The sequence below is a fragment of the Rhizobium phaseoli genome (assembly GCF_010668805.1).
Classification (GTDB): Bacteria; Pseudomonadota; Alphaproteobacteria; order Rhizobiales; family Rhizobiaceae; genus Rhizobium; species Rhizobium phaseoli_A.
The window spans coordinates 18994-44573 of record NZ_WUFT01000021.1 but is presented as its reverse complement, the minus strand read 5'-3'; the positions used below and the strand labels follow the sequence as shown (position 1 = coordinate 44573).

25 protein-coding genes and 1 pseudogene are annotated in these 25580 nt (G+C 61.0%); 12 read left to right on the top strand and 14 right to left on the bottom strand.

What is annotated here, in order from left to right; genetic code table 11:
* The first annotated feature begins 27 nt into the window (after nucleotides 1–27).
* The 8 genes from GR197_RS26250 (at nucleotide 28) to GR197_RS26215 (ending at nucleotide 7673) form a co-directional block, all read left to right on the top strand.
* Complete coding sequence (locus GR197_RS26250) at nucleotides 28–693, top strand: class I SAM-dependent methyltransferase (RefSeq protein WP_164014909.1); 666 nt, start codon at nucleotides 28–30, stop codon at nucleotides 691–693.
* A gap of 42 nt (nucleotides 694–735) precedes the next feature.
* Nucleotides 736–1902 carry an ABC transporter substrate-binding protein gene (locus GR197_RS26245; protein WP_164014907.1) on the top strand — a complete coding sequence of 389 codons (1167 nt, stop codon included), beginning with the start codon at nucleotides 736–738 and terminating at the stop codon, nucleotides 1900–1902.
* 334 nt (nucleotides 1903–2236) lie between these two features.
* Entirely contained in the window at nucleotides 2237–3598 is a 1362-nt protein-coding gene (locus GR197_RS26240; protein WP_164014905.1) for a TadE/TadG family type IV pilus assembly protein, read from the top strand.
* Nucleotides 3595–4125, top strand: coding sequence for a TadE/TadG family type IV pilus assembly protein (locus GR197_RS26235; protein ID WP_164014903.1), 531 nt, complete (start codon nucleotides 3595–3597; stop codon nucleotides 4123–4125). Before GR197_RS26240 ends, GR197_RS26235 begins: the two co-directional genes overlap by 4 nt.
* 1 nt (nucleotide 4126) lies before the next feature.
* Nucleotides 4127–4711, top strand: coding sequence for a TadE/TadG family type IV pilus assembly protein (locus GR197_RS26230; RefSeq protein ID WP_164014901.1), 585 nt, complete (start codon nucleotides 4127–4129; stop codon nucleotides 4709–4711).
* A gap of 374 nt (nucleotides 4712–5085) precedes the next feature.
* The gene (locus tag GR197_RS26225; RefSeq protein WP_164014899.1) at nucleotides 5086–6087 is read left to right on the top strand and encodes an Ldh family oxidoreductase; all 1002 of its coding nucleotides are present in this window, start codon (nucleotides 5086–5088) and stop codon (nucleotides 6085–6087) included.
* Between the two features lie 345 nt (nucleotides 6088–6432).
* Nucleotides 6433–7218, top strand: coding sequence for a pyrroline-5-carboxylate reductase (locus GR197_RS26220; protein ID WP_164014897.1), 786 nt, complete (start codon nucleotides 6433–6435; stop codon nucleotides 7216–7218).
* 5 nt (nucleotides 7219–7223) lie between these two features.
* Complete coding sequence (locus GR197_RS26215) at nucleotides 7224–7673, top strand: DUF5086 family protein (protein ID WP_164014895.1); 450 nt, start codon at nucleotides 7224–7226, stop codon at nucleotides 7671–7673.
* Between the two features lie 13 nt (nucleotides 7674–7686).
* On the opposite strand, the gene GR197_RS26210 is transcribed toward GR197_RS26215, so the two are convergent.
* Nucleotides 7687–8235 carry a cupin domain-containing protein gene (locus GR197_RS26210; protein ID WP_164014893.1) on the bottom strand — a complete coding sequence of 183 codons (549 nt, stop codon included), beginning with the start codon at nucleotides 8233–8235 and terminating at the stop codon, nucleotides 7687–7689.
* A 142-nt stretch (nucleotides 8236–8377) separates the two neighbouring features.
* On the opposite strand from GR197_RS26210, the gene GR197_RS26205 reads away from it, so the two are divergent.
* Nucleotides 8378–9712, top strand: a complete 1335-nt coding sequence (locus GR197_RS26205; protein WP_164014891.1) for an aspartate aminotransferase family protein — start codon at nucleotides 8378–8380, stop codon at nucleotides 9710–9712.
* 69 nt (nucleotides 9713–9781) lie between these two features.
* Here GR197_RS26205 and GR197_RS26200 read toward each other — a convergent pair whose 3' ends face one another.
* The 3 genes from GR197_RS26200 to alr are packed head-to-tail and all read right to left on the bottom strand — an operon-like array spanning nucleotide 9782 to nucleotide 13250.
* A complete protein-coding gene (locus GR197_RS26200) occupies nucleotides 9782–10801 on the bottom strand; it encodes an AraC family transcriptional regulator (protein WP_164014889.1) in 1020 nt (339 codons plus the stop codon).
* Nucleotides 10802–10835: 34 nt separating this feature from the next.
* On the bottom strand, nucleotides 10836–12086 hold the full coding sequence (locus GR197_RS26195) for a D-amino acid dehydrogenase (protein ID WP_164014887.1): 1251 nt from the start codon (nucleotides 12084–12086) through the stop codon (nucleotides 10836–10838).
* A 30-nt stretch (nucleotides 12087–12116) separates the two neighbouring features.
* Complete coding sequence (gene alr / locus GR197_RS26190) at nucleotides 12117–13250, bottom strand: alanine racemase (RefSeq protein ID WP_164014885.1); 1134 nt, start codon at nucleotides 13248–13250, stop codon at nucleotides 12117–12119.
* Nucleotides 13251–13380: 130 nt separating this feature from the next.
* Here alr and GR197_RS26185 point away from each other — a divergent pair, with 130 nt between their 5' ends.
* On the top strand, nucleotides 13381–13845 hold the full coding sequence (locus GR197_RS26185; protein ID WP_164014883.1) for an Lrp/AsnC family transcriptional regulator: 465 nt from the start codon (nucleotides 13381–13383) through the stop codon (nucleotides 13843–13845).
* 175 nt (nucleotides 13846–14020) lie between these two features.
* On the opposite strand, the gene GR197_RS32895 is transcribed toward GR197_RS26185, so the two are convergent.
* Nucleotides 14021–14341, bottom strand: coding sequence for a hypothetical protein (locus GR197_RS32895; protein ID WP_204330397.1), 321 nt, complete (start codon nucleotides 14339–14341; stop codon nucleotides 14021–14023).
* Nucleotides 14342–14690: 349 nt separating this feature from the next.
* Nucleotides 14691–16337, bottom strand: coding sequence for a sensor histidine kinase (locus GR197_RS26175; RefSeq protein ID WP_164014881.1), 1647 nt, complete (start codon nucleotides 16335–16337; stop codon nucleotides 14691–14693).
* A gap of 141 nt (nucleotides 16338–16478) precedes the next feature.
* Between GR197_RS26175 and GR197_RS26170 the strand changes: the two genes are divergently transcribed.
* Nucleotides 16479–17780: a GGDEF domain-containing protein gene (locus tag GR197_RS26170; RefSeq protein WP_164014879.1), complete on the top strand. Its 1302-nt coding sequence runs from the start codon at nucleotides 16479–16481 to the stop codon at nucleotides 17778–17780.
* A gap of 34 nt (nucleotides 17781–17814) precedes the next feature.
* On the opposite strand, the gene GR197_RS26165 is transcribed toward GR197_RS26170, so the two are convergent.
* Nucleotides 17815–18015, bottom strand: coding sequence for a hypothetical protein (locus GR197_RS26165; RefSeq protein WP_164014876.1), 201 nt, complete (start codon nucleotides 18013–18015; stop codon nucleotides 17815–17817).
* 139 nt (nucleotides 18016–18154) lie between these two features.
* On the opposite strand from GR197_RS26165, the pseudogene GR197_RS26160 reads away from it, so the two are divergent.
* Nucleotides 18155–18406 (top strand): annotated as a pseudogene (locus GR197_RS26160) (FAD-dependent oxidoreductase); the annotation flags it as partial.
* A 21-nt stretch (nucleotides 18407–18427) separates the two neighbouring features.
* Here the strand turns inward: GR197_RS26160 and GR197_RS26155 are convergent.
* The 7 genes from GR197_RS26155 to GR197_RS26125 all read right to left on the bottom strand — a co-directional run bounded on the left by GR197_RS26155 (nucleotide 18428) and on the right by GR197_RS26125 (nucleotide 25452).
* Entirely contained in the window at nucleotides 18428–19462 is a 1035-nt protein-coding gene (locus GR197_RS26155) for an L-idonate 5-dehydrogenase (RefSeq protein WP_164014875.1), read from the bottom strand.
* Between the two features lie 10 nt (nucleotides 19463–19472).
* Nucleotides 19473–20879, bottom strand: a complete 1407-nt coding sequence (locus tag GR197_RS26150) for a TRAP transporter large permease (protein ID WP_164014872.1) — start codon at nucleotides 20877–20879, stop codon at nucleotides 19473–19475.
* Between the two features lie 4 nt (nucleotides 20880–20883).
* The gene (locus GR197_RS26145; RefSeq protein WP_164014870.1) at nucleotides 20884–21456 is read right to left on the bottom strand and encodes a TRAP transporter small permease; all 573 of its coding nucleotides are present in this window, start codon (nucleotides 21454–21456) and stop codon (nucleotides 20884–20886) included.
* 230 nt (nucleotides 21457–21686) lie between these two features.
* Complete coding sequence (locus GR197_RS26140) at nucleotides 21687–22661, bottom strand: sialic acid TRAP transporter substrate-binding protein SiaP (RefSeq protein ID WP_164014868.1); 975 nt, start codon at nucleotides 22659–22661, stop codon at nucleotides 21687–21689.
* Nucleotides 22662–22689: 28 nt separating this feature from the next.
* Nucleotides 22690–23448: a FadR/GntR family transcriptional regulator gene (locus GR197_RS26135; protein WP_164014867.1), complete on the bottom strand. Its 759-nt coding sequence runs from the start codon at nucleotides 23446–23448 to the stop codon at nucleotides 22690–22692.
* Nucleotides 23449–23836: 388 nt separating this feature from the next.
* Entirely contained in the window at nucleotides 23837–24613 is a 777-nt protein-coding gene (locus GR197_RS26130; protein WP_164014865.1) for a molybdopterin-binding protein, read from the bottom strand.
* Nucleotides 24610–25452: a cytochrome b/b6 domain-containing protein gene (locus GR197_RS26125; RefSeq protein WP_164014863.1), complete on the bottom strand. Its 843-nt coding sequence runs from the start codon at nucleotides 25450–25452 to the stop codon at nucleotides 24610–24612. The genes GR197_RS26130 and GR197_RS26125 overlap by 4 nt, the downstream gene beginning before the upstream one ends.
* Nucleotides 25453–25580 lie beyond the last annotated feature (128 nt).

Here is a 25580-nt window from a genome sequence, read left to right as displayed (position 1 = left end):
AAGAACAAAAGAGAACAAGGATAGATCATGGCAGAGCAAAATGACAAGCAGGTCGCCGATTGGAATGACCAAAGCGGGGAGCGCTGTGTCGCCCACCAGGCTCGGCTCGACGCCATGCTTGCGGTGTTCGGCCAGGCCGCGATTGAAGCCGCCGCACCCGCGACGGGCGAGCGCGTGCTGGACGTCGGCCGCGGCGCGGGCACATCCAGTCTGGCACTGGCCGCCCGCGTCGGCGCAGAGGGCCAAGTGCTGGGCGTGGACATATCCGAACCGCTGATCGACCGGGCGCGCGCGCTTGCGCCACAGGATACGCCGGTCCTGTTCCGAGTGGCCGACGCCAGCAGCACCGAGCTGCCCGAGGGCGCGTTCGACACCCTGTTCTCGCGCTTCGGCGACCGGGGGCGGGTTGCTCGCATCCTGACGGCGGCCGGCTTCACCGATATCGCTATCGCGCCCTTCGATGCTTCCGTCCCGTTTGGTGAAGGCACGACGCGGGACGCGGCGATCGACGACGCGGTGAGGATGGCGCTCGAGGTCGGCCCGCTGTCGCGCGCGCTCGCTGATCAGCCCGACGACATACGCGCCCGCGCCTCGGCCGCGGTTCGTGCCGCCTTCGCGGACGGCCCCGGGGAGCGGTCGGTGATCATCGACGGTGCGGCGTGGATCGTCACCGCGCGCAATCCGGCAAGCTGACAGGGACTAGCAGCGCAGACGCCCCACTCGGCGGAGGAAGGCATGGCGGTGGACGTCGTGCATTTCTGGGTGTCGAAAAGCGAGGCTGCGGCGCTCGACGTCTTTCGCAAGGCCTGGTCGGCCGCCGGCAACCAGTGGGTCGACATGCCGGCAGAAAACAAGGTCGCCGTCCAGCGGGTGGTGAGCGATCGTATTGCCAACGGATATGCACCGGCGGTGATGCAGTGGAATGCAAACGAGGGATCGCGTGAACTGCCGGAAATGGGCATCGTGCTGGATATAGACGATGTCGCGAAGGCGGATCATTGGCAGGACGTCATTCCCGCCACAGTTCTTGACCGGATCTCCTACAAGGGAAAGGTCTATTTTGCGCCGACCAATATCCATGCCGAAAACTGGCTCTGGACAAGCAAGGCGGCATTGGCTGAAGCTGGCGTAAAGACGCCGCAGTCCTGGGAGGAACTCTTCGATGCGGCCGAGAAGATCAAGGCGACAGGACGTGTGCCGATCGCGCTCGGCGGCACGCGATGGGAAGTGTCGCTCATTTTTAATGACATCATCTATTACAAGTTCGGCCCGGAAGGTTATGCCCGTCTCATGAGCGGCGATGCCGCCCTGGTGCAGGACTCGCGCATGATCGAAGCCCTGGAACTACTGTTGCGGCTGTCCAACTATGTGGAACCGATCGAGCAGCGCAAGGACAAGACATGGGCCGATGCCGCCGCGGCGGTGGGCCAGGGCAAGGCCGGCATGCAATTCATGGGCGACTGGGCCAAGGGCGAGCTTGTGGCGCGCGGCTACAACGTCGACAAGGATTTCGATTGCAGCCTCGTTCCCGGCACGTCGATCGCCTATTTCATGGTGATCGATGCCTTTGCCTTTCCGCTGACCAATCGGGACGGCACGGCGAAGGCCCAACAGGCTTTCGCACGCATGGTGCTCGATCGAGACAATCAGGTTGCATTCAGCCGGATCAAGGGGTCCTTGCCGGTGCGCACCGATGTCGATCCGTCCGGACTTGATCGTTGCGGCAAGCTTGGGTTGGAGATGATCAAGGCAAAGAAGGGTGAAGTGAGCGCCCAATCCCAGGCCATGCCAACCCAGATGTCGGAAGGCTGGATTGCCGTGGTGGGCGACTTCTTCAACAATCGGAATATGTCTCCGCAAGACGTTCAAAAACGCTTGCATGACCTCCTGATGCAGCGTTGAAGCCCCGCGACGACATCATGCCCCAATTCTTTAATCTTGAGAAGGATGACACTTAGGCCGACCCGGCGTGAGTGTCATCCTGTTTTAGCCACGCGCTGAAACACAATGGTTGAATAGGTGTAGACATCGTGCCCGCCCGAAGAGATCAACGCCGTGAAAGATGGTGACGTGGCGTTGTGCGAATATCCAAAATTCGCAGACTTATCCGATACGCGCAGCAAACGATACGTAGGCAGCCGACTTCCAGCCAGAACTTGCAAGATTTAACAAAGACTTAAGCTTCCTGGATACATCTTGCATTGGTATTTTTTCATGCTGTGCGACGGTGGTTTTTTTGAAGTCAGGTCTTTCATTTTTGGGTCGATGTTTCCGTAGCCTTCGCAGTCTCGGAAGAGACAGAGGCGGCAACGTCGCGATCGTCGTCGCGCTCACCCTGGTGCCGATGATCATCGCGGTCGGCGCGAGCTTCGACTACATTCGCACCTACAATATCCGACAGAGGATGCAGAGCGATCTTGACACTGCCCTGATTGCCGCTGTCAAAGAAATCGACACCGACGATAGTACCGCCCTCAAACAGAAAGTGTCCGACTGGTTCGGCGCGCAGGTGGAAAGCAGCTATACGCTTGGTGACATCAATATCGATACCTCCAACCACAAGATAACCGCGACGGCAAGCGGCACCGTTCCGACGACGTTGATGAAGATTGCCAATATCAACACCGTTCCCATCAGCATCGGCAGCGCCGTCAAAGGGCCGGCCACTTCCTACCTCAACGTCTATATCGTCATCGATACGTCGCCTTCGATGCTTCTGGCGGCAACGACTGCAGGTCAGGCGACCATGTATTCCGGCATCAAATGCCAGTTCGCCTGCCACACGGGCGATTCCCACACTATCGGCAACAAGACATACGCCAACAACTATGAATACAGTACGGCAAAAAACATAAAGCTGCGCGCCGATGTCGCCGGTGACGCCGTCAAGGACGTGCTTGCCTTGGTCGACACGGCCGACAGCAATCATCAACGAATCAAGGTCGGATTATATAGCCTGGGCGATACACTGACGGAGGTTCTGGCCCCAACGCTGAGCACAGACACGGCGCGCAGCCGCCTCGCGGATTCGAGCTACGGCCTGACCAGCGCGACCTCGAAGGCGGCCACCTATTTCGACGTGTCGCTGGCGACGCTGAAGCAGAAGGTCGGCAGCGGAGGGGACGGAACCACCTCAGGCACGCCGCTAAAGCTCGTTCTGCTGTTGACGGATGGCGTCCAGTCGCAGCGCGAATGGGTGACCGACAAGGTGACTTGGGACAAAAACGGAAATGCCACATCTGGGGCATATTGGAATAAGGTCGCGCCGCTCAATCCCGCCTGGTGTGCCTATCTGAAAGATCAATCCGATACGATGGCGGTGCTTTACACCGAATACCTGCCGCTCACCTCGGATTGGGGGTACAATGCGACCGTCGGCTCGACCATGGCAAGCGCCAACTGGAAGAATACCTGGGGCGGCACCATGCAGAGCGGCGTGTCAACCAGCATCACGAGACGCGACTACATTCCCTATGCGCTCTCGGACTGCGCATCCTCCAAGAGCCTGTTCATTTCAGCAGCGTCGTCCACAGAGATCACGGCAGGCCTGTCGGCACTCTTTACACAATATCTCTCTTCCGTTCGGCTGACCCAATGAGGCGAAGGAAATCGTTTGTCTCACTGCGCCGCCTCTTGGGTGATCGCGATGGCGTCGCCGCAATCGAATTTGCGATCCTGGCGCTGCCGCTCTTCATCATCATATTCGGCATTATCGAAGTGTCGCTGATGTTCTTCGTCAACGCCGCGCTTGATGCTTCGGTGCACAAGATCTCCCGGATGATCCGCACCGGCGAGGTTGCGTCTTCGAAGGTCACATTGGCCGATTTCAAAGCCCGAATTTGCAATGACATGCTGCTCTCGTTCAACTGCTCCAGTGATCTCCTGGTCAAGGTGAGTGTGCTTTCCGATCTGTCGTCAGCGGCCAGCGGCAATCCGATCGACACGAGCGGCAAACTGGCCGTCACCGAGACTTACAATATCGGCAAGGGCAGCGACTACATCCTGGTCCAGACCTTCCTGCCCTGGACGGCCGTCGTCAATTTCCTCAGTCTTTCGAGCGCCAAGCTTTCCGACGGCCGCTATCTCATCGGATCTTCCGTGCTGTTTCGTAACGAGCCTTTCTGAGATGATGATAAAGCGGAACATCTCCCTTTTCCGATGCGTGCCATCCAGCATCCTCCGTCTTACGCGCGACCGCACAGCCGCGTCGGGGGTCGAATTCGCGCTCGTGTTGCCGCTCCTGGTGATGCTGCTGTTCGGCACTGTCGACCTAGGCCATGCGCTCACAGTCAGCCGCAAGATAGACGAAATCGCCTCCACAACAGGCGACATGATCTCGCAGCAGAACACCTGGTCGACGTCTGACGTCGCCAAGCTTCTTTCCGGCGCGAGCTTCATCCTGCAGCCCTATGACACGACGGGTCTCACAATAACGGTCACCGTCAACGATATCGGCAAGACCGGCAGCGCGACGGTCAATTGGTCTGCCGCATTCAACACCACCCCGCTCAAATCCGGCACCGCGAGCGCGATCGAAATCCCGTCGCAAATCCAGGATCAAGGCGTTCAGGTCGTGCTGACGCGGGTGCAATACAAATTGACGACACCCGTCTCGGCGTTCTTTTCAAGCTTTACCGGGCAGAACGGCTACAGCTTCGATCAGCATTTCTTCAATCGACCGCGGACCAGCGATACGATCACCTATAAATAGACAGTAAGTGACGAGTGCATGGTTCAGAAGAGCAGCAGACGACGGCCGGCCGCGGCGCGCCTCGTTCTGCCGACCACGCTGCGTTCGCATATGTCGTCGCGGCATCCCGAGATCGGCAACGACCTCAAGATCCCGGCGGCCGCTGAAAATTCATGGCAATAGCTGCCTGACCAGCGGGTCCACCCTTGGATCTGTGTCTGGCCCCGCCGGACGGCGAGCGAGCCGGCAGTCTCTCAATCCGATGGTGAAATCACGCACTCGTCTTACTTGCTGACACTATTGTACATTTCGCTGTTGGCGGTCCCCTGCTTTTGCTAGGACGGTCGAACCACGGCACCGATCGCACCGGGTGCCTGACAGAGCGGAGTTTTGACATGTCGGATGAGGTCGTAGTCCATCAGGCGGAAGCCGAGGCTTTAGCGATGCGAGCTTGCCTGGCAGCCGGCGCTCGGGAAGCCACTGCCCGCTCCCTTGTGGACGCCACCTTATCGGCCGCGCTGTATGGACCTTCGACACTCGGATTTCCGCACATGGTGGATTACCTCGATAGCTTTCGCGAGGGCCGCATCAACTGCGATCCTGCGCCGACTTGGGAGCGTCCCTATCCGGCCTTCTTCGTCGCCGATGCCGATCAGGGCATCGCCCAGCTCGGTTTCGATCTTGCGTTCGACGATCTCACAGCAGCGGTGCGTAATTTCGGGCTCGCCGTCTTCACACAGACGAACAGCTATACGGCAGGAGAACTGGGCTATTATGTTCGCCGGCTTGCCGACGAAGGGATTGTCGGCATCGCCGCCACCAACGCCAATGCCATGGTGGTCGCCAAAGCAGGCGGCCCGGCCGTCTACAGCACCAACCCGCTGGCCTTCGGCTTCCCGCTTGGCGAAGGGTTACCGCCTCTCATCATCGATCAGGCCTCCAGCGCCACCGCCTATGTCAACATCGTCGCAGCAGCAGCCGAGGGGCGCAGCATCCCCGAGGGATGGGCCGTCGACGAAACGGGAAAGGACACCTCGGAGGCCGCAAAAGCGCTGGGCGGAGCCCTGCTTCCCTTCGGCGGGCGCAAGGGCGCCAATGTGGCGCTGATGGTGGAAATGCTGTCGGCCGGCCTCTCCGGCGGCCCCTGGTCATTGGACACGCCGTCTTTCAGAGAGGGAAGCGCCAGCCCCGCAGTGGGCTTGACGGTCGTGGCGATGATGCCCGGGCGCGCTGATGATGGCCTTGTCGAACGCGCACGTCGCCAGACAGCCCGCCTCCAAGAGCACGGCGTGTTCATGCCCGGTGTCAGCGGCATCGAATATCCCAGGCCAGGGTCGGAAGGGCTGAAAATGCCGCGCGCGGTATTCGAAGCCATCGTGAAGATTGCGGGCGCCTGACGGGTCCCTGCCGATCGTTGACCACGGCGGCGCTTTTTTGCGGGCAGATCTTCCAGAAACGATCCGGATGCAAAGCCGGTCGGCGCTTTCACGCCACGGCTTGCGCGCCGGTCGGCGGTAGCCGTTCCTCGCTTTTCTTGTCGGCTTCGTGTCGACTGGAAATATCTCAACAGCGTGTCGACAAAGTCGCGCGGGAAAATTACATTGGCGACAGGGGTGTTTTCGCAATGGGATCGGAGTCTAGCTTCTCGACGCGATGACGCTCGCCGACGCTTCGACATATCGCGCTCGCCGGTGCGCGAAGCCCTTACCCGGCTCGGCCGTTGCGAACTGCGGAGTAATCGCATGAAAATCGATAGCATCGGATTCGTCGGCACCGGCGCCATCACCGAAGCGATGGTTCGCGGGCTTCTGGCCGAACCGGCCTACGCCTCCGAGATCCACGTATCTCCGAGAAGCGCTCATATCGCCGCGACCCTGGCAGCCGAATTCGCCTCCGTGAAAATCGCCCGCGACAACCAGGATGTCGTCGATCGTAGCGACATGGTGTTTCTGGCGATACGGCCGCAGGTCGCCGAGGAAGTCGTGCGCGAGCTTTCATTCAGGAATGATCAGACGGTCGTCAGCCTCGTTGCGGCGACGGAGCGCCAGGCTCTGCTCGATTGGATCGGCGCCGATATCGATCTCGTCCAGGCCATCCCCCTGCCCTTCGTCGCACAGCGGCAAGGCGTCACCGCCATCTATCCCGCCAATGCCACTATTGCGGCGCTGTTCGACACGTTAGGAACGGCCGTGCAGTGTCAGTCGAGGAAGGAGTACGATCTCCTCGCAGCCGCAAGCGCTGTCATGTCGACCTATTTCGGCGTCATGGAGTCGATCACCGGCTGGCTGGAAAAAAGCGGCCTCGAAAGGGCGAAAGGCCAAGCCTATATTGCCCCGCTCTTCGCAAGCCTGGCGCAGAAAGCCAACAGTCCCGGCAACGAGCCGTTCAGCGCGCTGAGCCGCGAATTTGCCACCAAGGGCGGCTTGAACGAGCAGGTGCTTTCAGACTTCGACAAGCAGGGCGGTCTTGCCGCACTCAACGGCGCCCTCGATGGCGTGCTTGCCCGCATCGAGGGCCGCAGGAGCTGAGGCGGATGGCATCGACATGGCTGCGAATAGGTCTTGGCGCCGTCCTTCCGGCCACCGCGGCCCTTCTCGGTGGAACCGTCTTTGTGCATGCCGAGGCGGCAAACCGACCGGCCGTTTCCACCGCCATTCTCTCCCTCTCACCACGGACCGTTCGTTGGGCCACCGTCTACAAGGTTCCCGATCTCGCCGAGCGCGATCCTTATTACCATGTCGAGGTGATCGAGAAGGAGCGGCATACGCCGCCCTGGCAATTCAAACGGTTTGCCACCCATCTCGTCGTGACGTCAGAGGCATTGGACAGGAGCCGCCTCAAACAGAAAGCCAAGACCTATTTTTACAAGGACATCGAGTTCCGGATCGCCTACCAGGCCTGGCGTGAACAATCTCCGGCGCAAAGGGAAGCCGTGGTTTGCCGCACGGCAATTCTCGAATGCATCAAATCCGACTCAGAGTAAGATGCGACGCGCTTCAGAACGTCGGCGGCGTGCAGGCGCTGATGACCTCGCAGGGCACCGGTCCGACGCAGCGGAACCGATGCGGTCGCCGGCTTTCGAAATAATAGGCATCCCCCGGCCCGAGGATACGCCGCTCGTCATCGACGGTCACCTCAAGCCTTCCGGAGAGCACGATCCCGCCCTCCTCTCCCTCGTGAACAAGCGGAATCTTTCCGGTGTCGGCGCCCGGCTGGTAACATTCCTTGAGCATTTGCAGGCTGCGCCCGAACAGGCTTTCCCCCACCTGCTTGTAGGAGATAGCCCCTTTGCCGATCTCCACCAGTTCCTCGGCCGCATAGAAGGCCTTCCTTGGACGCTCGGGCTCGAAGGCGAAGAATTCCGCCAGACCGATCGGGATGCCGTCCAGAATTCGCTTCAAGGCCCCGACCGATGGGTTGGAGGCGTTCGATTCGATCAGCGAGATCGTCGAATTCGGCACGCCGGTGCGTTTGGCGAGTTCACGCTGCGAAAGCTTATGGGCGATACGGAGATGGCGAAGGCGGCTGCCGATATCGACTGACATGATCCGGTCTGTTTATGTTGTTCAGAATATCGAAAAGATTACCTCCTCGTCTATTTAAATTCAATGACTTGAACCGATCAAGAAAAGGACTTGTTTGACAGGAAGAAATTGCCATTCTCGGCGCCAATGACAGGAGGCCAGCATGGACCAAATCCGCAAAACCAACGCGCCCGTACTCGAAAATTTCTGGATGCCGTTCACCGCGAACCGGCAATTCAAGGCGACGCCGCGCCTTCTGGCAGCCGCGGAGGGCATGTATTACACCGATGTCGATGGCAACCGGGTGCTTGACGGCACCGCCGGGCTCTGGTGCTGCAATGCCGGTCACGGCCGCAAGAAGATCGCCCAAGCGGTCGAGCGGCAGCTTTCGACTTTGGATTATGCCCCGACCTTCCAGATGGGCCATCCGATCGCCTTCGACTTCGCCACGAAGCTGGCTGCGATCGCACCGGGCGGCCCGGAAGCCAAGCTCGACAGGGTCTTCTTCACCGGCTCTGGCTCGGAATCGGTCGATACGGCGCTGAAGATCGCCATCGCTTACCAGCGTGCGATCGGCCAGGGTACGCGCACGCGGATCATCGGGCGCGAAAAGGGATATCACGGCGTCGGCTTCGGCGGCATTTCTGTCGGCGGCCTCGTCAACAACCGGCGCGTCTTTCCGCAAATACCGGCCGACCATATGCGCCATACGCTCGACGTCGAGCGCAATGCGTTTTCGAAGGGCCTGCCCGCCCACGGCGTGGAACTCGCCGACGATCTGGAACGCCTGGTGCAACTGCACGGCGCCGAAACCATCGCCGCCGTCATCGTTGAACCGATGTCGGGATCGGCGGGCGTCGTCCTGCCCCCGAAGGATTATCTGGAAAAGCTCCGTGCAACTGCCGACAAGCACGGCATCCTGCTGATCTTCGATGAGGTTATTACCGGCTTCGGCCGCCTCGGCACGCCTTTCGCGGTGGATTATTTCGGCGTCGTGCCCGATCTCGTCACCACGGCAAAGGGCCTCACCAACGGCGCGATCCCCATGGGCGCGGTCTTTGCCAGCCGCAAGATCTATGATGGCCTGATGGTCGGACCGGAAAACGCGATCGAGCTGTTCCACGGCTACACCTATTCCGGCCATCCGGTCGCCTGCGCAGCCGGGCTCGCCACCCTCGACATCTACGAGGAGGAGGGGCTGCTGACGCGCGCATCCGAGCTTGCCGAATACTGGCAGGAGGGCCTCCATTCGCTGAAAGGCCAGTCTCATGTCGTCGATATCCGCAATCTCGGCCTGGTCGGCGCGATCGAACTGACGCCGCGTGACGGGGCACCGGGAACCCGCGCCTACGACATTTTCGTCGACTGCTTCAACAAGGGCCTGCTGATCCGCGTGACCGGCGACATCATCGCGCTCTCGCCACCGCTCATCATCGAGAAGAGCCAGATCGACACGATCGTCTCGACGATCGCCGATGCGCTGAAGTGCGCGGCATAGACCCTGCATCTGCGTCCCGCGTCGGCGATTTGAATCGCCGACGCAACCACTCGGCGGCCGGCATGGCGTTCAGCGCTTCAGGGCCTGTGACGGCAGTTGACCGAAACGCTTCCGATATTCGGCTGAAAATCGTCCGAGATGGGTAAATCCCCATCTGAGCGCGATGTCGGCGATGGCCTGTCGCGTGCCGGATTCGAGCAGATCGCGATGGGCGGCAAGCATCCGGAGTTCATGCAGGTAGGCCATCGGCGTCGTATCTCTGAACTGCCGGAAACCTTGTTGCAAGGTCCGGATGCTGACCTTGGCTGCGGTCGCGATGTCATTAAGCGAGATCGGCTCGGCGATATATTCCTGCATGAATTCGATCGCCCATTTCACATGGCGAGGAGCCGGGGCCGGGGCGGGAAGCGCAAGCGCCTCCGAATACCGATGAGGACAGGTCTCCAGAAGCAGATAGATCGTCGCGTCGCAGAGCGCGCTCAGAGCCAGCGGCGACTGAAGCAGCGGCCCGTCGCCGCTGAGCCCATAATGGAGGTTCGCGGCGAGTTGCTGCAACAGGAGCCCTGGACCGGTTGTCAGATCGATAGAGGGACGAAAATCTGTGTCGCCGATAATCGTTCGCTCGAACATCTGCGTGAGGTGCCTGTTGATCCTCGCTTGATCGATGAACAGGCCGAGATGACGGCGCGGGCCGAGCAGGCGGGCACCCGAGACGCGGCCCGCCCCGAGAATGGCGCCGCGGCCGGGAACGGAATGGATTTGCCCCTTGCCCGCATCGAAGACAGCGTCCCCCTCCATCGGTAGGAATATGATCACCTTGCCGCTGGGCGCCTCCCGCCTGATCGAGATCGTGCCTTCGTAGGCGCAGTCGGCGATGGCCAGCTCTTCCGTCGCGACGAAATTGCAGCGGTAGGCGATCGGCGCGTCGGCTTTCGCCTCAGCCTTGATCGGGGAGTTCGGCGTCGACAATATTTCCGAGAGTGCGTCCGGATCCGTGCCGCTGAACGCCGTCTCCCAAAACGGCGGGCTATGCCTCGCCGGATCGTGGAGGGAACTGCCATTGACGGGCATATGGGAACGACAGGACATTCATGACCTTTGCATTTTGCCGTCTGATCAGGTTTCAGCCGTATCGATTGATTGCGAGATACCGCGCGTCGATCTCAGGCGCGCGGCCGCCGACCAGATCGCTGATCAATCGCGCCGAACCGGTGCTCATCGTCCAGCCGAGCGTGCCGTGACCGGTATTGAGGAAGAGGCCGATGATCTTTGTCGGGCCGATGACCGGTGTGCCATCCGGCGTCATCGGGCGCAGGCCGGACCAGAAGGACGCCTTGGAAACATCGCCGCCGGGGAAAAGGTCGGTGACGGAATGCTCCAGAGTGCTGCGGCGGGCCAGGCCGAGATCGTTGGTATAGCCTGAGATTTCAGCCATGCCGCCAACCCGGATCCGGTCGCCGAGCCGGGTGATCGCAATCTTGTAAGTCTCGTCCATGACGGTCGATTCCGGGGCGCGCGACGCATCCGTGATCGGGATGGTGAGCGAATAGCCCTTGACGGGATAGACCGGCAATTTGATACCGAAGGGCTTGAGCAGCAGCGGCGAATAGCTGCCGAGGGCAACCACCACCGCATCCGAACTCATCCGTTCGCGATCGGTGATAACGCCGCGCACGCGACCGGCCTCGACATCCAGCGCCTTGATCGTCGTATCATAGGCAAAGCGGACGCCGAGCGCCTCGGCTTTGGCGGCCAGCGCATTGGTGAATTTGAAGCAGTCGCCGGTCTCGTCCTTCGGCGTCAGCAGGCCGCCGACGATCTTGTCGCGCACGTGCTTCAATGCCGGTTCGAAGCGGATGCAGCCGTCCCGGTCCAGCACCTCATAGGGAATGCCGTCGGCCGCCAGTGCCTTGACGTCCTTTGCCGAAGCATCCAGCTGCTGCTGCGTGCGGAACAGTTGCAGGGTGCCCTGCATGCGTTCATCATAGGCGATGCCGGTCTCGGCGCGAAGCTCGGCCAGCGCGATGCGGCTGTAATCGGCAAGGCGCAGCATGCGGCTTTTGTTGGTCGCGTAGCGCTCGGAGGTGCAGTTCGACAGCATCCTTGACATCCAAGAGAGCATGGCCATGTCGAGTTTCGGGCGCAGGATCAGCGGCGCATGCTTCATGAACAGCCACTTCATGGCCTTCGCTGGAATGCCGGGCGCCGCCCATGGCGAGCAATAACCAAAGGAGACTTCGCCGGCATTGGCAAAGCTCGTTTCCAGCGCCGGGCCTTGCTGCCGGTCGATGACCGTGACCTCATGGCCTGATTTAGCCAGCTGATAAGCGGATGTGATGCCGACGATGCCGGCCCCCAGAACGATGACTTTCATGATCTTCCCAATGATGCAGCCGGCGGGCTCTCAGCGATATTGCCTGTGATAACGATCGCCCAGACCGGTTAGGATTTCGTAAGATATAGTGCCGGCGTCGCCGGCGATGTCCTCGAGCGACTGGTTGCGGCCTAGCACTTCGACAAGGCTGCCGAGGCTCAGCGCGCCTTCCGGCAATGCCGATATGTCGATGGTCGCGCTGTCCATCGACACGCGGCCGACGATCGGCAGGCGGATGCCGTTGAAATAGACGGCGCCGCGATCGCCAAGGCTGCGCGGCAGGCCGTCGGCATAGCCCGAGGCAATGGTGGCGAGACGCATTTCCCCTCGCGTGACATGCGCGCCGCCATAACCGACCTTGGCACCGGATGGTACGATGCGCGTCTGCACGACAGCGACTTCAAGGCCGACGACCGGTTCCATCGGGTTCTTGACGCCGGCGTTCGGAGCGCCGCCATAAAGGGCGATGCCGGGGCGAGCGAGCACGCCGTGACAGGCCTTGCCCAGGAACGCGCCGCCGGAATTGGCGAAGGAGATATCGAAGCCCGGAAATTCGTCGGCAATGCGCGCCATTTCGGCAATCTGCTCGCCGTTCTGCTCGCTCCCCACGTCGTCGGCCGAAGCCAGATGGCTCATGATGAACAGGATTTCGACGCTGCTGGCTTCGCCAAGGGCAACCGCCAGCTCGCTTCGCTCTTCCGCGGGAAAACCGAGCCGCGACATTCCGGTGTCGAATTGCAGCACGGCAGGCAGGCAGCGCTTCAGCATGCGCGCCGTCGCCGCCCATTGCCGCCACTGGGCCAGCGAGTTGAGAACCGGGACGATGCCCATCTCGGCGCAGGCGATCTCGTTGCCGGGCTGCAAGCCGTTCAGCACGAAAATCTGGGCGTCGCGCGCAAGGGTCGGCCGCAACCTGACGGCCTCGACGAACTGGGCGACGAAGAAATGCCGGCAGCCTTCGCCGTAGAGCGTTGTCGCGACGCGCTCGGCGCCGAGACCGTAGGCGTCGGCCTTGACGACGGCTCCCGAACGAACGGGCGCCAGCACCGATACGAGCTTGCGGTAGTTGCGGCCGAGCGCCGCCAGATCGATCGTCAGATAGCCCGTCGCACCCTGCATGGCCGTTGCGGTGCGAGTGCGAGAAACCAAAATGTCGCTATCCATATCGACCCCTTCTCCATTGCTAACCCGGAGTCTATGAAATAATGAGCGAAATTGCCCATCATTTTGTCGCAGATTATTGCACTTTTTATCTATTATCCGCATAATCAGCGAAAAATTGGAATGATCGCTCATGCCCGCTCTCGATACCACCGATCGCAATATTCTGAGACTGCTGCGCCTCGATGCCCGCATGAGCAATGCCAAGCTCGCAGCAGAGATCGGCCTTTCTCCATCGGCCTGCCTCAGGCGCATCAAGATCATGGAGAAATCAGCGGTGATCCGCGGCTATACGGCGCTGGTGGACACCGGCAATGCGGATGAGATGATCGCCGTGATCATCAACATCACCCTCGAACGGCAGACGGAGGACCATCTTGACCGCTTCGAGGCAGCGGTCCGTCGGCATCCGGAGATCCGGGAATGTTTTCTGATGACCGGCGGTTCCGACTATCTGCTGCGCGTGGAGGTCGCCAGTCCGGGCGAGTTCGAGCGGATCCACAAGGAAATACTATCGACCCTGCCAGGCGTTCTCAGGATTCATTCCAGTTTCTCGATCCGCAATGTTCTGGCGACGCGCACGAGGGGCAGGCGTTGAATCACACCGCGCTGGTCGAAATGCGCAACGCACCCCCCTCTCCGTCTTACTCAACGGTTTGCGGGTTCTCGACAGCCGGCATGACCCAATTTATCATTTCACCAAAGAAGGAGACCCGATCAACGCCGCTATATGGCAAGGCCCACGACCTCCACCGCCAGCGTGGCAGGCCCATTCAACGGCTGAGGCTTGTCGGAACAATCGGCCCCATCATCGGTTCAAGAGAGCGCATAACCGGGAAGGCTTTCATGCGTGTTGCTCTGATCGCCGCCATATTCTCGCTGTCCTGCCTGCCTGACACCGCAAAGGCGTCGGAGACAGGGTTTTTGCGATCCTTGGCAGGCAATTGGCGCGGGACCGGGATGGTGCTCACCAAGATCGGCGGCGCAAACTTCAATGTCTCCTGCACGCTCCGATCCGACGCCAGTGAATCCACGGTCTCGATGAACGGGAAATGTCGCGGCCTTGCGGTTTTCACAAGAGCTTTCTCGACCAATGTAAAGGTATCGGGACAGCGTTACACCGGCAGCTACATCGAACCATCGGGACAGCCATCCCAATTGGTGGGAGGGCGACGCGCTTAATCTTCGCGTGACCTGGGCTCGCGTGGTCAATGGCGACCGGAACGCAATATTGATGATCGAGAAGTCGGACAGGATAGGCTCCGACTGCAGACGGTGGATCGAGACCCGGCGTCAGGTCAGTCCGTGGTGACGAGCCGCATCGATCTGCAACGTCCTACTTCAGCGGGAAGATAGGGAGGCAGGCGGGAGTAGTTGCGTGGTCAGCTTTAGCCCGCTCATGCTTCGCGGCATATCTGCTCGAATGATATCCCTGTCTGGACTTTACCTTCCGCCTGCAGGTTCCCCGGTTGAGAAGACAACTTCGAAGACGAGCCCTTCGGGCCTGTAGTCCGACCTGGATTGCGCCTGCGCCTTGGAGGAAAATGCCCGCTCTATCAGGACGGAGCCGAAGCCTCTTTTCGTCGGCGCTGTGACCGCCGGCCCGCCGGTTTCCGTCCAGACGAGAAGGACGCGCCCATCATCGTGCTTCCACTCGATGGCGACGGTTCCCGGCTCGCTTCCGAGGCTTCCATACTTCGTTGCATTGGTCGCCAACTCGTGGAGTACGAGGGAAAGCGGCAGGGCGAGGTCGGCGGGAAGAACCACGTCGGGGCCATCGAGACGAATACGTTCCTCCGAGGCGATATGCGCCCGCAAGGCGGCGGAGATGATCTCCCGGATGGGCGCGGCCGATCCCTCCCGCGACAGGATGAGATCATATGTGCCGGCAAGTGCGGCGAGCCTTTCGGCAAAGGCGTTGTAGCTTTCCGGATTGGAGCGCGAGAAGGTCTGCCGGGCGATCGCCTGAACGAGGGCGAAGCCATTCTTGACCCGGTGCGCCATTTCGCGGACGAGCAGGGTGCGCTCCTCCTCCGCCTGCTCGTTCCGGCGTCTGCGCTCGTCGAGTTCGTCGAGCAGCCGATCGAAGGTAGCGCCGACGACATCAAGCTCGTCCGGTCCCGTCATGCCGGTGCGGGCCGTCGTCTGACCGCTGCGCCACTTCTCCATCACCTCTGCGATCCTGGAGATCGGCACAAGGATGAAGCGGTTGCCGATGAAGATCGCGGCGAGGAAGGCGAAAAGCGCGCCGCCGATGATGGCGAGCGTATTCATCAACGTCGCCCGGTTGATCGGCGCGAAAGCCTCCGGTTTCGAAAAGCCGGCGCTGACATAGAGGGGGCTGGACGGCAGTGCTATGGGTCGATAGCCGAGGATGCGCGCGGTTCCGTCCTGGCTCGTCGCCTCGATCACATCGGGCTGTTCAGCGTGGATCAGGTGCTGGTATTCGTCGGGTATGACAGTGCCGACGAACTGTTCCGGAAGGGGAACGCGCGCGACGATGGTTCCCTTGCTGTCGGCGATCGTCACCGCGTTACCAGGGGCGACGCCGCGCTCGGTGATGCGGTTCTGCAGCCAGTCCAGCCGGATGCCGCTGACGATGACGGCCTTGACGGCCTCGCCTTCCATCAAAGGCATTGCGAGCGGCAGGACGGGGCGGTCGGAAAGGCGGCTCTGCGTATAGGTGCCGACGGAAAAGTCTTTGGTCTCAAGCGTCTGCTTGAAGTAATCGCGATCGGAGAACACCACGCCGTCTGGAAAAGCCATGCTCCCGCAGACCGGCCGCCCGTCGAGGCCGACGACGAAGATGGTGCGGATGTTCGGAATGCTTTCGGCAACCGATTTGAGAGCCTCGTTGCACGCCTGGACGTCAAGGTGCCGGACCGACGGCATGGCGGACACGGACACCAGAAGCGCATGCAGGCCCTCCACGATCCGTTCGACTTCCGACGATGCTTGCCTGGCCGCCTGCGCTGCGGATGCGCGCACCTCTTCGTTGCGCTGATGGCGGAGCGCGACTTCGTTGTAGGCGAGCATCGCGACCACGGGCGCCAGCGCCGCGACCGCAACTGCAACCAGCTTGAGTCTCATCCTGTTCCCTCTCGGACGAGGGTTCGTAGCATGATCGAGACGATCTGGCCCAGATCAGGCGGGCTAACTTGTTTACAAAATATCAACGCACGAATCCGGACGTCCTTGCCGAGCCTTCGATCGCGGCTACATAATCCAAGGATGAATGATGCCAAAAGCACGCCCTCCGAAGGCTCCGCAGCCGGGTCCTTCTCGTCGCGGCCGCTGACTGGTGCGATGGCGGATGAGGTCGAACGTCTTTTATCCGGCCGAACCCGTGATATCCGCCTGTCAGCAGATCTGCGCCGTCGATTCGATGAAAGGTCATGGCGGCAGACGGCGAAGGTCATCTGTTCATGGATGATATGGGTAGCGTTCGTCGATATCCTGACGCTGGCGCTGAACGCTATTCTGCTTCCCCACCCAGTCGTCCTGTCGATGGTTGCTCCCGCCTGCCTTTTACCGCCGGCGGCGATTTTAACAGCGGTCGTCTGGAGCAAGCCGCGCGCGGCGGCGGTTCAGCGCGCATCGCTGCTTGTGGGAATGTGCCTTATTCTTCTCTCGGTCGCACTCGTCGGAGTCTTTGCCGGCGGGGAACTTTACGAGCGGCATTTGAACATCATGCTGTTCGTCGCAACGAGCGCAATCACCATCTTCAGCGTACCGCTGGCGTGGACGGTTGCCATCGCCTGTTATGCCCTCTGCCTCTATTTCATCCTGCAATGGCACAACCCGATGCTGGAAGCAGGCAGTGTTGTCGCCGCAACGCTGTTCTTTTCCTGCGGGATCATCGCCACCGTGGTTGCCCGGCGCACGATGAACATCCTGGCGCAGAAGACATTTCTGCTGGACTGCAGGGATCAGCGCCGGGTTGCGGAACTGGCTGATGCGAACGCCCTTCTGGAGCGGCTGGCCAGAACCGATCCGCTGACGGGGATCGCCAACCGCCGCTGGATGATGGAAACGCTCGAGGACCTGTGGCGCAACGGTCGTGAAACCGGCGTCGTCGCAGCCATGCTCATGTGTGACATCGATCACTTCAAGGCGCTCAATGATAAGCTCGGCCATGGGGAGGGCGATCGCTGCCTCGTCAAGGTTGCCGGCATCATTCAGAGCTGCGTGCGGGCCGATCGAGACCTCGTCTCGCGTCATGGCGGCGAGGAGTTTTTAATCGTGCTTCCGGATGTCGAAGAAGAAGAGGCAGTCGCGGTTGCGAAGCGAATACGCGAGAGCGTGGAAGCCGCCGCCCTTCCAAACCCCTCCTCCGGTGTCGGCCCTTCCGTGACGCTGAGCGTCGGAGTGGCCTTGAGATCGGCTCTCGACACCGACATTTCGCTGGCCAATCTCCAGCACCAGGCCGATATGGCGCTTTATCGCGCCAAGGAAGCCGGACGCAATCAGGTCTGCGTCTTTCGCCTGCCGCAACAGGCTGCGCCGTCGGAGCAGATCGCCGCTCGACGCTAGAACGGGAACCCCGGCGGCCACCGGCTGACCGACGTCATCGAACCACCAGGATCGCAACCATGGCGACTGCCGAGGCGAGGCCCGCGGCGTTGAGCCCGAACATCAGATATTCCGCCGCTTTTTGTCGGGGATGACCGGGTTCCACGTTCCCGAAGACGGCCGTCAAACCGCCTGCGATCCAGCTCGCCAATGTCAGGGCACCGAGAAGAAGCGCCCATTGCGTTGCTGTATCCATGTCCTGCTCCAATGCGGATGCACGCCCGGCAGGGAAATGCTGCTCGGGTTGACCGGTAACAACGCGGGGTCCGTTTTTGTTTCCGTGCGGTATCGCACTTTGTCGTGAGCGCCCTGAGGCGGCAGGATTGGGCGCAAACCACAACCATGTGCCGGCCTTCGGGGAAATCGAACGGGGTGTCTTCGCAGCCTGCGGCTGCAACGGCCTCGGGGCGTCGAACTCGACTGCCGCCGGCATCGCTGCGGCCGAACGCGTGCTTGGGCATCAATCTGAACTCGGTCGCGTCTTTAGCCGACTGGCCGAACCGGTTTCGCTGCCGCTGCAGCCGCTGACGACGATCGGCACCAGGATTCATCTGGCCTATCGCGAATGGCGTGCCGGAGCGGAATGAGAGCCTGCCGGCGCCACACTGCTAAAACGTAAGTTGCACCTTACAGGCGGCGCTGCGGTCACCGGCAAGAACGAAAGCTGCCGTGGCCTGTTCGAGTGGCAGGCTGTGGCTGATGATCGGACGTACATCGATCGTGCGGCTCGCAATCAGGTCGACGGCGGTGGCGAATTCCTCGTGGAAGCGCTGCGTGCCGTGGATGTGAAGCTCCTTGCCGACAATGGCGTTGAGAGGGATCGGAATCTCTCCCGTGACGCCGACCTGCACGATCGTGCCCCGCGGCCTGATCGCGCCGATGGCGCTGCGGATCGCCGGTGCGGCGGCCGAGCATTCGAAAACGAGATCGAAATAGCCCTTGCCCGCCTCGAATTCCGCAAGCGCTGCGGCATCCCGGGAAACGTTGATCGTCCGGCTGGCGCCCATCGCCCTGGCCCTCTCCAGCGCCGCGTCCGCAAGATCGGTCACCACGATCTCGGCTGCACCGTGATAAGCGGCAACGGCGACCATCAGGGCACCGATCGGCCCGGCGCCGGTGATGAGCACACGTTTGCCGGTGATATCGCCGGCGCGCGATGCGGCGTGCAGGCAGACCGAGAGGGGCTCGCTGCAGGCCGCTTCCGCGGCGGTCGTCGCCGACCCGACTTCGAAGCACTGCCTGGCCGGCACCACCAGCCACTCGCGGAACATGCCCTGCTCATGCGGCAGCCGCATCGCGCTGCCCATGAAGCGCATTTCCACGCAATGGATCGGCAAGCCCTTCTCACAATATTCGCAATGTCCGCAAGGCTGGCTCGGATTGACCGCCACCAGCGTGCCGGCCTTGAGATCGACGCCATCGCCTGCCTGGCTCACAATTCCCGAGGCCTCGTGACCTGGGATGATCGGCTCGCGTACCCTGACCGGCCCGAAGCCGCCGTCCTGGTAATAATGCAGATCGGAGCCGCAGATGCCTGCGGCCGCCATTTTGAGAAGCACCTCGCCTGGACCGGGGACCGGGACGGTGTCGGTTTCGATCCTGAGATCGCCCTTCTGGTAAAGCCGCGCCAGACGTGTCTGCATCGTATCCCTCCTATCGCAGCAGCCCGAGCTGCTCCGGCAGCCAGAGCGATATGGAAGGCACGAAGGTGATCAGGATCAGCGCCAGGAAGAGCGGCACCAGCCAGGGCAGGATCGCCATTGTCGTACGTTCGACCGAGAGTTTCGCGACCCTCGACAGCACGAAAAGCACCATGCCGAGCGGCGGATGCAGCAGGCCGATCATCAGGTTCAGCGTCATGATTAGGCCGAACTGAACCGGATCGATGTCAAACTTGGCGACGATCGGCAGCAGGATCGGCACGAGGATGGTGATCGCCGCGATCGTATCCAGAAAGCAGCCGACGAAGAGCATCAGCAGGTTTACGAGGATCAGGAACACCCATTTATTGTCGGTGATCGACAGGATCGCATCGGACAACAGTGCTGCGGCCTGGCTCACCGTCAGCAGCCATGCGAAGACCGAGGCGGCGGTGACGATGAAGAGAACCGATGCCGTCGTCTCGATCGTATCGAAGCTTGCCTTGGCAAGCGTCGAGAACGTCATCGTGCGGTAGCGCACGAGGCCGAGAAACAGTGACCAGAGGACGGCTGCGACGGCTGCCTCCGTCGGCGTAAACCAGCCCATCGTCATGCCGCCGATCAGGATCACGGGTGTCATCAGCGCCATGACGGCGGAAAAGCCGAAATACCAGTCGAGCGCCAGAAGCACCAGAAGGGCGATGCCGGCAGCGGCATTCATCGATACGCCGGCCTGCATCAGCAGATAGATTGCTACCGGCACCGCCAGAACGACGACGATTTCCATTCCCGCCGACAGCAGCTGCTTTACATCAAAGGCCGCGTCGGAGCCCCAGCGCTTCTTGTAGGCGAAGGCGGCGACGGTGATCATCATCAGCAACGTCATGACGATGCCGGGCAGGATGCCGGCCATGAAAAGAGCGCCGATCGAGACGTTCGCCATCATGCCGTAAATCACGAAAGGCAGCGATGGCGGGAAGATCGGCCCAAGTGTTGCCGACGCCGCCGTCACGCCGACCGCGGCCTCGACCGGATAGCCGTGGTCCTTCATTGCCTTGATCTCGATCGTGCCGATACCGGCCGCATCGGCAAGTGCGGTGCCCGACATGCCGGAGAAGATGACGGATCCGATGATATTGACCTGCGCCAGCCCGCCCTTCATCCAACCAACGAGCGCAACCGCAAAGGAATAGATGCGGCCTGTGACGCCGGCTGAATTCATCAGGTTGCCGGCCAGGATGAAGAACGGCACGGCGAGCAGCGGGAAGCTTTCGACACCGGCGATCATGCGCTGGGCGACGATGATGTCGGGCGCAACGCCGTAGAGAACGATGTAAAGCACGGATGCGACGGCCATCGAGATGGCGACGGGCACCCCGATCAGCATCAGCACCAGAAACGAACCAAGAAGCAGCAGCATCGGATCAATCCTCGACAGTCTGGAATTCTTCCGGGCGCTCCAGAACGGAGTAGCCGCGGCGCATATTGGCGATGAAGACGATGACCGCGCGGATCAGCATCAACACGAAGGCGACGAGAACGGAGTAGAAGACGATGTTGCGCGGCAGTTCGACGGTAACCATCTGTTCGTCGGCGACGATCTCGACATAGCGCCACATCAGGTGGCAGCCATAGGCGAAGAAGCCGATGCGGACGATGTCGACGACGGTCGCCAGCACGCGGGCAAGGCCTGCCGGCATATAGTGATAGAACACGTCCACCTGGATATGCCGCGAGGTGCGCACGCACATGACAGCCCCCAGAAAGACGACGCCGATCAGGCAGTTGATCGCGATTTCCTCGGTCCATGCATAACTGTCGTTCAGCACATAGCGGGTGAAAAACTGCAGAAAGACGCAGCCCGCCATCAACCAGAAGACGATCAGCGTGATCCAGTCTTCGATGGCGTAGTCCGAAATGTTTGCAGTCGGCGCATGGCCTTCGAACTCGTGACCGATTTCCTCGGCCGTGATTTGGGTGTGTATTTCTTGCGACATGACTGGGCCTTGTTCCGGTTGGGGAAGAAGGGGCGCGGCGTTGAGCGGCGCGCCTATTCTTGATGACGAGCCTCGCTCCTCGCTCGGCGTCATCCTCGGCCTTGTGCCGAGGATCTGCTGCCCTAACGAACGGAGGCAGATGCTCGGGACAAGCCCGAGCATGACGGAAGGAAGGGTTGTCGGGCCTGTTAGCGCGAGACCCGACGTCGAGACGCCGCGTCTCGTGGCTCTTACTGGATCGCCCGGATGGCTTCCCAATCGGCTTTCTCGTAGCCGAAGTCCTCGAACTTGACCTTCTCCATCACGGTCTTCTCGAAGTCTGATTTATCCACCTCGACAACGTTCAGACCCTTTTCCTTAAAGGTCGCAATCAGGCTGTTTTCCTTGCCGGCGATCGTCTTGCTCGTGCGCTCGGCTGCCTCCTGCATGACGTCGCCGAAGATCTTCTTGTCCTCATCGGACAGGCTCGCCCACCGCGTCTTCGAAATCACGGTGTTGAGGTGATCGACGATGTGGCCGGTGAGGATGATGTTCTTTTGGACTTCGTAGAACTTCTTCGCCTCGATTGTGGTCAGCGGGTTTTCCTGTGCCTCGACCGTGCCGTTCTGCAGAGCGAGATAGACCTCGGCGAAAGCGATCGGGGTGGTGTTGGCGCCGCAGGCGCGCGGCATGGCGAGATAGGCCGGAACGTCGGGGACGCGGATCTTCAATGCCTGCATATCGGCGCATTTGGCGATCGGCTTGTTCGATGTCGTGTGGCGCGTGCCGTAGTAGCTGACGGCGGCAATGTGATTGCCGGTTTTGTCCTCATAACCTTTGGCAAGGCGTTTGAAGACATCGCTCTTGGTGTAGGCGATCAGATGATCGGGACCGCGAAAAATATAGGGGAAATAGGTGACGCCGATCGGCTTGTAGTCGCGTGCGGCAAAGCTCGATCCCGAGATGATGATATCGACCGTGCCGAGCTTGAGGCCCTGGTTGATATCGGCTTCTTTGCCGAGCTGCGAGGCCGGATAGACCTCGATCTTGTAACGCCCGTCGGTACGCTTGGCGATCTCTTCCGCGGCCCAGACGGAATCCGTGTGGAAGGGCTCGGACGTTTCGTAGACATGCGCCCATTTCAGCACTGTCTCAGCATGCGCGACCGCCGTGGTCGCCATGATCGCGGCTGCGGTGCAAAGTATCGTTGCCAGTCTGCTCTTCATCGCTCTCTCCTCCGAGCTCAGTTAAGTCTCAAGTCTTGGTCGTTCCTTTCGCGGGCAGCTTGCTGCGGCCGCGCTGCTCCTCTCCCGAAAGCTCCTCCCCGAAGCTCTCGGAAAACCTCTTCTGCGATAGGGTGAGATGGGCGCGCATGGCCGCCTTGGCGCCCGCCCCATCGCCGGCGGCGATCGCATCGCGAATGGTCCGATGTTCGTCGACGGCGCTGCGCCATGTTCCCGGCCCCTCGAAGTGGCTGGCAAGCTTGGCAAAATAAGGGGTCATGCGCATGTCGAAGATCTCGCCCGTCACCCGGATCAGTGTCGCATTGCCGACGATGGCGGCAATACCGGTGTGGAAGGCGCGATCGGCGGCAAGCACCGTGCTCGCATCGTTGACGCCGCCGCTCATACGCGTCAGCGCTTCATCGAGCAGGGCGATGCCTTCCGTCGTGGCGCAGCCTGCGGCTTCCTCGGCAATGGCGCATTCGATGATGGCGCGGGCCTGCAGCAGCTCGAAAGGCCCCTCCACCGGCTCGCGCTCGCTCCCCGCCACAGTCGCGGCATGCTGGCGCACCACATAGATGCCGGATCCCATGCGGATGTTGACGAGGCCTTCGACCTCCAGCACGATCAGCGCTTCGCGGACGGTCGGGCGTGACACCGACAGCTGTTCCGCCAGGTCGCGTTCGGCCGGCAGCCGCTGGCCGACGGCAAGCTCGCCGCTTGCGATCATCAAACGGATCTGGTCCGCCACCTGCCTATAGAGGCGGCGTGATTCAACAGGCGAAAACATCTTGGGCCTCCCCGGCGCGCTTCTCCTCAAGCACGCATCTGGTCAACTGGCCTGACCAATTTAGGCATAGGTATCATCGCCGAGGTTGTGCGTCAATCCGTCGCATAAACGTTAAACAGGAAAATCACAGATGGGAACCCTGATGATTTCAAGGGTCGCGGGCTCTAGGGAGAATGCGACGACCGAACAGGATCTGCCGGGGAAGTGACGCCAGGCAGGCCGACTGTCTGGGAGCTGATCGGCCAATGGCGGATAGCGGGGCGACGGCTGATCGCATCCTATTGTAGCAGGAACGTCATAGCGGCTTCGAGCGGCGCTCGCAGATCACTGCCCCACCCGGTGTAATAGATGGGAGGCTCGCCTCGGTTTCAGAGCCCTGCCGAGGGAGCTATATCCCGGCATACCATTCATAGCCGCGATCCTCCCAGAATCCGCCATTGCCGCCGTAAAGCCGACCGAGATCGGCAACCGCTTCGATGCGGGTCAAATACTTCGCCTGCTTGTAACCGAGCTGCCGCTCGACCCTCAGCCTCAGTGGCGCTCCATGCGCCACTTCCAGGTCGCGGCCGTTCATCGAATAAGCAAGGATCGTCTGCGGATGGAAGGCATCGACCAGATCGATACTCTCATAATACCAGCCGGTGCCATCAAGCGACTTTTCGTATTCATCGGCGCAGTGGAACACGATATAGCGCGCCTCAGGTTTCAGACCGACCGATTGCAGCAAGGCGCCGAGCGGCAGACCCGTCCATTTGCCGATCGCGCTCCAGCCTTCGACGCAGTCGTGGCGGGTGATCTGGGTGCGCGACGGCATCGTCTTCAACTGGGCGAGCGACAGCTGAGCCGGTTTTTCCACCAGTCCGCCGATATCAAGTCTCCAGGTCGAAAACTGCTGGCTCATCCAGTCGAGATATTGCGGGTTGTCAGGCATGCTGGTGCCGTTCGAGCGAAAGACCGGCGAGAGATCCGCCTCGCCGAATTCACGCGCCAGCGCGTTGTCGCCTTGCAGGAAGCGCTGCGCCTTCATGCTGAACCCCTCGGCGATCTTCAGGACCGATTTCGTCCGGTCGCTTTCGACCAATGCGTTGCAGCCGCTCAATCCCAGCGCGGAGGCAGTCAGGGTCGAACCGATCAGGAAGCGGCGACGGCTGATGAGGCGGCTCATTGTTCATCTCCCTGTTCGATCGCGTAATAACCGGTGATCATCGAACGCAGATTGTTGAAGACACCCGATAGGATCACCATGGCGACATGCACCACGACGAAGGCGACGAGCGAGAAGGCGGTGAGGAAATGCAGTGTGCGGGCCGATTGCCGCCCCCCGAAGATATCGAGCAGCCAGGGCGCCACGGCATCGAAGCCCGGCGACATGGTCAACCCCGTCGCAACCATCAACGGCAGCAACAGGAAGATCACGACGAGATAGGTCAGCTTCTGCAGCGTGTTGTAATGGCGTGCCTCGGGTCCTTTGGGAAAACGCAGCCGGGCATGGTTGACGACCTCATGGCCAAGATGCGTGAGTGTCAGCTCCCCGCCTTCAGGGGTGAGGTCCCGGCGGAAATGCCGGCTGAACAGCCCATAGGCGAGATAGGCGAGACCGTTGAGGACGAACAGCCAGGCAAAAAAGAAATGCCAGTGCCGACCGGTCGACAGGTCCTGATAAGTTGGAAGAGTAAGCCAGCTTGGAAAACCCCTCGCTGTCGCCTCGCCGTCGACATTCGAAAGACCGAGGACGCCTGTCGTATCGAAGGTGAACGAGCCGACATGCGTCAACCCCTTCACCTGACTGCCGTCTTCGGTCGCTTCCATGGAGATGAAGGACGGGTCGTTGTCGGCGCCATATTGGCCCCAATAGAGCGCCGGATGTGCATTGAATATCTGTAGGCCGCTGAACAGCAGGACCGTGAGGCACAGCACGTTCACCCAATGCGACAAGCGCACAGCAAGGCTGTGGCGGTAGATGAGCGTGCGGCCGGTTTGCGTGCCGGCATCGATCGTCGCCATGACTGTTCTCCGGATGAATGGACATTTCGGGACAAGAAGACGCGGCCGCCTACTGCATAATTCAAAGTGCGGCAGCGTCCTTTGCGTGTCTAAAAAGACGATGCGGCCGCCGAGAAAGTTTCAGCGGC